Source organism: Kitasatospora sp. NPDC059812, from assembly GCF_042732075.1.
GTDB lineage: Bacteria > Actinomycetota > Actinomycetes > Streptomycetales > Streptomycetaceae > Kitasatospora.
Genome location: NZ_JBHWIO010000078.1, coordinates 32,306 through 41,703, shown reverse-complemented (window position 1 = coordinate 41,703; position 9,398 = coordinate 32,306). Strand labels below are relative to the sequence as shown.

The following is a 9,398-nucleotide window of genomic DNA, read 5'->3' as shown; positions in this document are numbered from 1 at the left end:
CGCTCGCGCGCGCGCCTCGGTCCGCGAGAGCCGCGGCGCGCGCGCGCGGCTCCCCCCCCGCCCCCCCCCGCCCCCCCCCCGGGGGGGGGCCGGGGGCCCGGGCCCCTGTTGCAGGGGTGTGCGTCGGGTTACCGCCGACTGGTCCGCGCCCGTCGGCGGCGGGCCACGAGGGTGGTCGTGGCGCGCAGGGCCAGGCCGATCACCGGTGCGAGGAGCAGGGTGCACCAGGTGCGGGTGGTGGCATCGGCGGTGAGGCGGTCGGAGAGCAGGTAGGCGGCGAGGAAGGACGGGGCGAGCCAGGCCCCGTTGGTCGCGGCGAGGCGCAGCGGGCTCGCCCGGCGCGCTGCCGGTTCCTCCGCCGACTCCGCCGAATTCTCCGACTCCGTGGATGTCACACGAACCTCCTGACCACGCCGATCACCTTGTCGACGATCCGCTGGGAGACGCCGCGGTCGAAGACGAACCCCGCGAGGCAGCCGGCGACGGCCCAGACGATGCGCTGCTTCCAGCCGCCGCTCCCGAACAGTACACCGGCGCAGGCGCCGCCGGCGCAGTTGCCGATGTGGAGCGCCCAGGGTGCCAGGAAGGGGATCCAGGCGGCCACGGCCGCGGTGACGGACAGTTGGACGGCGCGGGAGACGGCGGCCTTGAGCGCGGCCTTCAGCCAGCCGGGCATCCGGCCGTTGAGGTCGGTGCAGTTGACCGGGTCGGCGTTGCAGTAGTCGTAGGCGTTGGCGCTGGCTCCCTGGACCGGGTCGGGGGAGAGGAAGCGGCCGGTGGCCGGGTTGTAGAGGCGCGCTCCCATGAGGGTGAGGGCGCTCGGGGTCTCGTCGGAGCGCTGCTTGTCGCCGAGCCAGGCGTAGCGGGTGCCGGGCTGGCCGGTGCGTGGTTGGCCGTACTCGTCGTAGTCGAGGACGGTGGGTGCGACGGCGGTGTCCAGGGGCAGCCGCAGGGTGATGTCGCCGTGCAGGTTGGCGAGTTGCAGGATGGTGCCGCCGGTCTTCGCGGTGGTGGCGGCGAGGGTGCCGGCGGGGCCGGTGACGTTGCGGGTCAGGGTGCCCGCGGTGTCCTCGGTGATCCAGCGGGGGCTGTCGGTGTCGGAGCCGTAGTGGTTGGTCCGCAGTCCGGTCTGGGCCCAGGTGCCGGTGGTGTTGGTCTCGGTGGTCCAGGCGCGGAAGCGCTGGGCCGAGTCGAGGGTCCAGCTCTGCCGGTTGGTGCCGCTGGTCTGCTGCTGCACCAGGTCGGTGGTGTAGTACGCGAGGGTGCTGCCGGGCAGTGCGGTGGTGCGGCCGAACGCGTCGTAGGTGTAGCCGGGGTTCACCAGGCGGTCGGCGGTGTCGTAGGTGCTGGTCTGGGTGGTGCCCGCGGTGGTGGTGCAGGTCTGGCCGCGGGCGGCGTCGGCGGTGGCCAGCGCGGTGCGGTTGGTGTTGCGGTCGAAGGTGTAGGTGCGGGTGGTGCAGACGGCGTCGGTCGAGGTGTCCTGGACCTGGAGGAGCCGGCCGGCCCGGTCGTAGGCGTAGGTCTGGGCCGCGGTGATGCCGGGGGTGCCGGTGTGGGTGGCCCGCTGGCCGTGGATGGTCTCGGTGATGCCGTCGGAGACCAGCACGAGGCCGTCGCTGTCGCGGGTGTAGGTGCGGCTGGTGGTGGTGCCGGCCGGGTCCTTGTCGTCGGTCCGGGTGTAGCCGCCGGGCAGGCCCTGGGTGAGCGGCGTGCCGTCGGCGTCGTAGCGGGCGGTGAGGGTGCCGGCGACGGAGTCCGTCACCGAGGTCGCCAGGCCGCGCGGGTCGACGGCGGTGTCGTAGGTGTAGGTGGTGGTGGAGGGGGAGGTGTCGGTGACCTTGGTGGGGCGGTTGAGGGCGTCGTACTCCGTGGTGGTGACGGCGCCGTCGGCGTCGGTGTAGGAGGTCAGGCGGCCGAGTTCGTCGTAGCCCTTGGTGATGGTGCCGCCGGTGGCGGAGGTCTGGCGGGTGACGGCGCCGGTGCCCGGGTGGTAGGTGGTGGTGGCGGCGGGGGCCGGGGTGCCGAGGCCGTCGGTGACGGTGACGGTGGTGGGGCGCCCCGCCGTGTCGGTGTCGGTCACGGTGGTGCGGGTGACGCCGTTGGCCGTCTCGGTGGTGCGGGTGGCCTGGCCGAACTGCCCGTACTGGGTTGTCCTGGTGGGCAGTTGTGCGGGGTTGGCGCCGCCGCCGGTGATGGCCGCGGCGGGCCCGGTCTGGCAGACGAGGTCGGCCCACTCGGGGCGGTTGCCGCAGGTGCCGGTGCCGTCGGCGGTGTAGTAGCTGGTCCAGCCGGCGGCCGCGTCGGAGCCGGTGGAGGCCGGCTGCCGGGTCGAGACGACCCGGCCCTGGCCGTCGTAGCCGGTGGTGGTGGTCAGGGCGAGGCCGCCGCTGTCCTTGATCTGCGCGGTGGGCACGCCGAGCGCCCAGTTGTAGGTGGTGCGGTCCTGGCGGGCGTCGACCAGCAGGTCGGGCCAGGCGCGGAGCCGGGCGCCGGTGGCGGTGAGGGTGATCTGGTTCTTGATCTTGGCGGTGCCGTCGGTCGGCCGGCCCTCGTCGTAGGTCTTCACGGTGTGCTGGCGGGCGGGCAGTTGGGTGCCGGCCTTCGCCAGGACCGTCGCACCGGAGGTGGCGTCGGCGGCGAGGGTGATGCGGTGGAGCGGGTCGTAGACGTCGGTCTCCTGCTGGCCGTCCGTGCTGTAGGCGCTGCTGCTCGACAGGAGCCGGGCGCGTTCGGCGGAGGGCAGGGTGTCGATGCCGAGGTCGGCCAGTTCGGCCTTGGCGGCGGTGGTGGCGCCGAGGGCGAGCTCGCGGTTGCCCGCGGTCAGGCTGCGGACCTGGTGGCCCTGGTTGTCGTACTCGGTGGTGGTGACGTGGTGGCCCGGGGTGGCCTGGTTGACCTGGCGGCCGGAGGCGTTGAGGTAGGTGACGTTCGCCCGGGTGTAGTCGCCGGCGCCGAGGTCGGTGCCGTTGTTGGAGGCGGGGGCCTGGTCCGGCGGGAACACCGCGGTGGCGTCGGTCGGCAGGTCGCTCTGGCCCCACGCGGAGGCGGCCGGCGCGGAGAGGTCCTCCGGCGCCTTCGCGCCGGAGAGCGGGACGCCGTAGACGACGGTGGTGGTGGCGGTGCCGTTCACGGTGCCCGTGGTGCCGGGGGCGAGGGTGTCGTGCCAGGTCTTCGTCAGCATGCCGGGGCCCGCGGCCGGGTTGGCGCTGACGGTGCCGTACGCCAGCGAGGTGGCGCGGGTGCCGCTGAGCTGGACGGAGGAGAGCAGGCCGTCGTCGGCGCCCTGGGTGTAGTAGGTGTACTGGTTCTGGCTGCTCTGGCCGAGCCGCGGGTCCCAGGTCTGGCGCAGCCGCCCGGCGGAGTCGTAGCGGTAGACGGCGACGTCGGTGGCGGTGGCCGCGGCGGCCCCGGGCGCGGTGCTCCAGAGCCTGATCGCGGTGACCTGCCCGGCGACGTCACCGAACTCGGTGTCGGTGGTGGCGCCGGTGGCGGTGGTCGCGGTGGCGTAGACGAACTGCAGGACGCGGCAGCCCTTGGCGGCGACGTTCGCCGCGCACACCGCCGGGGTGGCCGCGGAGGTCGGCGCGATGACGAGCTTCGGCCGGGCCAGAGTCTTGCCGCCGACCACGGTCGTCTCCGACACCACGCTGGTGGTGGTGTTGGCCAGCCCGCCCTGGAGCGTGGAGGTCACCGTCCAGGTGGCGGCGGCCGGATCGGCCTTGGCGAAGGTGGTGACGGTGCCCTCGGTGCCGGAGAGTGTGAAGTCGGCGCCGAAGGAGCCGCTCAGGGTGAGGTCCTCGCTGCCCGGCTCGGGCGTCCAGCCGTTGCCGGCCGCGTTGGAGGTGAAGGAGACGGCGGAGCCGTCGGCGGCCATCACGCTGAGCGAGGTGCTGGAGGTCCTGCGGATCTCCGTGTACTCCGAGGCAGACAGGCTCGACGACACGCTGGACACCCAGTTGGGGCCGAAGACCGCCGCCTGGCCGTCCTGGCCGGCGGCGGCCCGCGGGTCACGCGAGGAGTGCGTGCGGCCGACCGTCATGCCGAACAGCGACACGTCGGTGGCCGGGACCCTGAGGTCGCCGGTGAGCAGGTTCAGTGCACCCGGGCCGACGTTCTCCGTCGCCGCGCCGTCGGCCTTGCGGTCGACGACGACCCGCACCGGCTCGGAGGAGACGGCGGCGGCGCCCGGCCCGGTGAAGTCCGCGCGGAGCTGGACGGTGCCGTCCGGGGTCACCGTGGAGGTGGCGTTCCAGGTGAGCGCCGGGCTCTTGCCCGCGGCGAGGGGCACGGGCCAGGCCGCCAGTGCGGCACCGCCGTTGGTGATGTCGCCGGCGGGGATCCGCGTCCAGGCGTCGGCGTCGGAGCGCCGCCAGGAGAAGGCCACCTGGTCGTAGCGGGCGGCGTCGGCCTCGGCGGTGAGCGGCAGGCGCGCCGCGGTGCGGGTGCCGTCGTTCGGCGAGGTGACACCGCCCGCGCCGACCTGGAAGGTGTGGGTACGGGCCTCGGACTTGTTCTCCGCCCGGTCCACCGCCCGCACCTGAAGGGTGTTGGTGCCGGCCTTGGCCGGGGTCACGGTGAAGGTCACCGGCGCGGCGGAGCCGTTCGTCGCGACCTTCGTCCAGGTCGCGCCGTCGAGCGTCCACTCCAGGGCGTTCTGGTCACCGGCCGGCGGGGTCGCGGTGAAGGAACCGGCCTGGCCGGGGCCCTTGACCCACTGGCCCGACGGGTAGTCGGCGGAGGAGAGCGCGGCGGGCGCCGAGGGGGCGGAGGTGTCGACCGTGAAGGTGGCCCACGCCGACCAGTTGTTGTTGTAGTGCAGCCCGTCGTACGGGGAGGTACGGAACTTGTACGTCCTGCCGTTGGCCAGCACACCGGCCGGGACCTTGACGGAGGCCGGGGCCCCGCTCGGCACGTACGGGGAGACCAGGACGTTGCCCACCTGGGTGTCGGTGGCGGTGTCGAAGATCTGGAAGGTGCCGTCGACCTTGTCGTTGTTCGGGTCGACGAAGGTGTCGCGCAGCGTCGGGGTGGTGGAGTTGACCCACCAGGTGCCGGCGGTGTCCTTGTAGAACGGCGAGCCGGCCTGCTGGTCCGTCCCGGTCCGGGGGCGGTAGTTGTACGTCACCGTCAGCTTCGGGACGTTGGTCGCGGCGTTGGCGGAGTTCACCTCCTTCCAGTACTTGGTGTTGGCCTCGTCCGGGGCGCGCAGCCCCATGCCCGAGGTGGTGTTCTTCGCCGACGTCCAGGTCTGCACCAGGTTGGTGACGTCCGCGGTGATCCAGCCGTCGCCTCCGCAGGCGTCCCGGCCCTTGGTCTCGGTGCCGGTGGCCTTCTTGGCGTTCCAGGAGGGCTGCGCCGTCCAGCGCGAGGCGGTCGAGGCGAGGCCGGTGTCCCAGATGTCCCACGCGTAGGGCTGGCAGTCGCTGTTGCCGGAGTGGAAGTTGTACAGCGACAGGCTGGCGTTGGTGATCAGCGCGTCCGCGATCGGCGCGGTGTTCCAGTTGATGAACGACCGGGCCTGGCGGGAGGAGCCGTCCGCGTTCTTGGTGCCGGAGTTGCCCCAGTAGATCTCGGTGTCGGCCGACCAGTCGACCGTCTCGCCCTGCTGCACCCGGGTGTCGAAGACGTTGCCGAGGGCCGTGGTGGAGGGGTCGACCGTCACCGGGTACTGCGTCTTCGGGTCCGCGAGGAACGCGGCGTCCGGCGTGAACACCAGGTCGATGCCGTCGCCGCGCTGAACGACCTTCAGACCGACCTTCGCCTGCCGGGCGTGCTCACCGGAGCCCTCGGCGGCGGCCGTCGCGTCCCACATCACCGGCGCCGGGAGCACGGCCCGCCGCTCGCCGGTGCGCCTGTCGGTGAACAGCACGCCGCCGTCCGGCTGGACCTCGGCCTTCAGACCGTCGGCCTTCAGCGGCATCGTGTACGAGAACCCGGCGGCGCTCGGGCGCTGCTTGAGCACCGTGTACTGCTCGAAGCCGGTCCGGGTGGCCTCCACGACCAGGTCGGCCGCGCCGTCCGCGATCGCGTCCCGGTAGGTGGCCTTCGTGCCGTCCAGGGCGGGCTTGGGCAGGCCGCCCCGCCACTGGAGCTCGACCTGCTGGTCGCCCTGCCCGAGGGTCACCAGGGTGCGGGCGTCGTCCGGGGCCGCGGCCTGCGCCTGGAGCAGCGACTTCGCCCGGGTGCCGCCGGCACCGGCGAGCCGCAGCGCGTTCGGGTGGGCCTTCGGCGCCACCGACCCGTCCGCGCCCGCCTGGAGGCCGAGGTCGACGTCCACCCACTGGCCGTCACGCTGGAAGCGGATCGGGCCCGCGAACAGCTCGGTGGTGAGCGAACCGTCCTTGTTCACCCACGTCGTCGACGTCTCCGTACGCTCGGAGAGCGCCTCCACCCGCTGCCCGGACAGCCGGGCCGCGACCCTCGCCGACGGCACGTCGGCGGCGGACGTGGCCCACTGCCCGGCGCCCTTGCCCGCCTTCGCCGCCGCCGCGCTCGGGGACGCGCTCGGCGATGCGGCGAGGGCCGTCTCGGACCCGGCCAGCAGCGACACCGCCACGGCGAGGGCCAGCGACCCGCTCACCGCCCGCATGCCAACAGGCCTGCCGAGTCTGCGTCGTGTGGTCATCCGTCTGTTCATATCGACTCCTTGAAACACCGTCGCTCGACGGCGCTCTCGGAGCATAGGAGTGGGCGGCAAGATCAAAGATGGGGTCAAATGACGCCAAAGGATCATCAAATAATGATCTTGTTTCGACAAGGTTCACATGATCGTGATCATGGCGTAGGCAACCGCGCCCGCCCCCTGCGCGTTACGTCAGCGGTGCCGACCGCACCAGACACTTACCGGCCGCCACCGCCGGTAGGGCCGCTTCGGGTGGTGGGCCCGCTGCTTCCCGTCCTCAGGGCCGGGGTGTCCAGCCGGGTGGGGCGAGACGGGTGTCGGTGAGGATCCGCTCGACGGTCTCGTCGAGGGTGCTGTGCTGCGGAACGACGTGTTCGAGGCCGCCGGGCAGGAGGTCGTGGGGCTGGTACCAGCCGGCCATGTCCTCGGGGGAGAACTCGCCGGCCTGGGGGCGGGTGGCGTGGCGGCGCACGGTCTCGTCGAAGTCGGCGTCGAGGTAGTACAGGTGGCTGCGGCCGCGGTGGTCGGCGGCGAGCCGGGCGAGCATCGGGCCGTAGCGCTCGGCGGCGAGGATGCCCTCGACGACGGTGTGGAAGCCGTGGTCCAGGGCGTGCCGGGCGACCAGGTCGATGAGGCCGATGTTCGCCCCGCCCGGGAGGTCGCGCTCGCGCAGGACGGTGCGCCGGAGCACGTCCTGCGCGACGACGGCCACACCCCGCCCGTACGCGGCGCGCAGCCGCACGGCGACGCTCGACTTGCCCGCCCCGCTCGGCCCGCGGACCACCACCAGCACGGTGTCCTGAGTTCCCGTCACGCCGATACCGTACCGGCCGCGTACGGGGCCCTCCCGCGTACGCTGTGAGGCGCGGCTACGCTTCCGGCGGCACGCTGTAGCGGCTCAGGACGTGGTCCGCCGTGGACTTGTCCAGCAGACGCAGTTCCCAAGGCCCGGAGTTGACGTCGAAGTCCTTGCCGAAGCCGACCCACTTGCCGGCCATGCGGCGGCCGGTCGGGTCGACCAGCAACTGAATAGCGCCGTGATACCTGGCCCCCTGGTAGTAGCCATCCTGCGCGGTCTGCTCCACCCAGGAACCCGTAACGATGTTCCGATCAACAGTGAGATCGAATGACAGCGGCGAGTCGGGATTGGACGACGCACCGGGGAGGGATCGCCCCGTGATCCGGTTGCCGTTCTGGGACAGCACGACGTGATGCAGACCGGTGAACGTGTTCTCCCGACTGCTGCTGTAGAACTCGTAGTGGCTGACCCATACCCCCGAGTAGTCCTCACCCGTAGGAGCGGGCGCAGCCTGCACGGGCACGCCCGGTTCATCACTGGTCACGTCGTGCCCTCCCGTACTGTCCACGCTGACCCTTGGCGGCAACTGTGGCGAGTCGAAGCCGAGGCGGTCAACGGGAATCTTGGTGACAGCCTCAAGGGCTCGAACGTACACCGGGCGGGGAGACCTCACCTCCCCTGACTCCCAACGTTGCACCAGGCGCTTGCTGGCGTCGTTCGGCTCCCCTTGGTCCTCCCCGGCCGCCCGCAGCCGCTTCGCGAACTCGTCCTGGCTGAGACGGAGTCCGAGGCGTACGGCCCGAAGGGTCTCGTTCGGCGTAGTCATGGCTAGAAGATAGGCCCAAACATCCTCTGAAGACGTCGAAATGACGTCTTGCCAGGACGCCGAAGTGACGCCTCCACGCCGTCGCAATGGTTCGCCGGGTTGGGGCACGATCGGTCTCCAACCCGCCACCAGAAGCAGGCAGGAGGTACCGCCCATGCACGTCGAGATCATCGTGTCCAAGCACAAGGGGGAGCCGAAGGACCCGCCGAAGCACCGGGGCAACCCGGCGCCGGAGCAGCCGCAGCCCGCCCCGCAGCCCAAGTAGTCACCTGACACACCGGGACCCCTGCCGACTGTGCACACGGCGGGGGCCCCGTTCACTCGGAGGAGTGCCCGTGGTTGACCCGAACCGGTTCCATATCGCCTACGCCATGCGGCAGTTCGCCGACGAGACGTGGACCAGTCGCGCCGAACGGTGGACGGCTTCGTTCTATGTTCCGGCCGAGAACATCGGCACAGCCGAGATCACCCGCGTGGTCCCCGGCTTGACGCCGAACCCCCGTGCCGCTCTGGACGCCGACCCGGGCCTGCTCGACCGCATCCCCCGCGTGGTCTTCACCGAGGACGGCGCCCTGACCCCCGCCGTGGCCAAGACGAATCCGACGCTGCTGCTCCTGCTGGAGTCCGTACACGTCACCGACGCGTGGCGAGGCAAGGGGGTGGGCATGCGACTGGCCGTCGCCGCGCTCCGCCGGCTCGCCGTCCCCGGGGCGCTGGCCGTCTGCTATCCGGCCCCGATCCACGACCACGGGCCGGACGAGCCGTGTTCCTACGCCTCCGACGACCCGGAGATCCGACGGCCGGACGAGGAGGCGATGACGAAGCTGCGCCGAGCCTGGGAACGGCACGGCTTCACGCACCTCGATCAGGGCGTGTACGCGATGGCGCTGAGCAGCCCATGAACGCCCCTGGGAACACCGAGGCCCCCGGACCCCTCGACGGAGCGTAACCCGGGGCCCGGTAGCCGGAATGGGCCGAGCAGCTCGGGCCGTTGCTCGCCGGGTAGGCCGGGCCCGGCACCTCCCGCCGCCCCCCGGGCGGGGGGGGGGGGGGGGGGGCGGTGGGGGGGGGGTGCCCGATGCGGGGGCGGGGCCGGTCGGGGACATGTGGTCCGGGCCGTACGGGGGGGTGGTGGACGTGGTGAGTGACCT

5 protein-coding genes are annotated in these 9,398 nt (G+C 72.4%); 1 reads left to right on the top strand and 4 read right to left on the bottom strand.

The annotated features are described in order from the left end of the window. Positions 1 to 128: 128 nt before the first annotated feature. The 4 genes from ACFV6D_RS30030 to ACFV6D_RS30015 form a co-directional block, all read right to left on the bottom strand. Positions 129 to 395: a hypothetical protein gene (locus ACFV6D_RS30030; protein WP_380561889.1), complete on the bottom strand. Its 267-nt coding sequence runs from the start codon at positions 393 to 395 to the stop codon at positions 129 to 131. Next, entirely contained in the window at positions 392 to 6,625 is a 6,234-nt protein-coding gene (locus ACFV6D_RS30025) for a DNRLRE domain-containing protein (protein ID WP_380561887.1), read from the bottom strand. The genes ACFV6D_RS30030 and ACFV6D_RS30025 overlap by 4 nt, the downstream gene beginning before the upstream one ends. A gap of 274 nt (positions 6,626 to 6,899) precedes the next feature. Next, the gene (locus ACFV6D_RS30020) at positions 6,900 to 7,436 is read right to left on the bottom strand and encodes an AAA family ATPase (RefSeq protein ID WP_380561885.1); all 537 of its coding nucleotides are present in this window, start codon (positions 7,434 to 7,436) and stop codon (positions 6,900 to 6,902) included. Positions 7,437 to 7,491: 55 nt separating this feature from the next. Continuing rightward, positions 7,492 to 8,247, bottom strand: coding sequence for a helix-turn-helix domain-containing protein (locus tag ACFV6D_RS30015; protein WP_380427234.1), 756 nt, complete (start codon positions 8,245 to 8,247; stop codon positions 7,492 to 7,494). A 335-nt stretch (positions 8,248 to 8,582) separates the two neighbouring features. On the opposite strand from ACFV6D_RS30015, the gene ACFV6D_RS30010 reads away from it, so the two are divergent. Beyond that, a complete protein-coding gene (locus tag ACFV6D_RS30010; protein WP_063352163.1) occupies positions 8,583 to 9,149 on the top strand; it encodes a hypothetical protein in 567 nt (188 codons plus the stop codon). Positions 9,150 to 9,398: the final 249 nt, after the last annotated feature.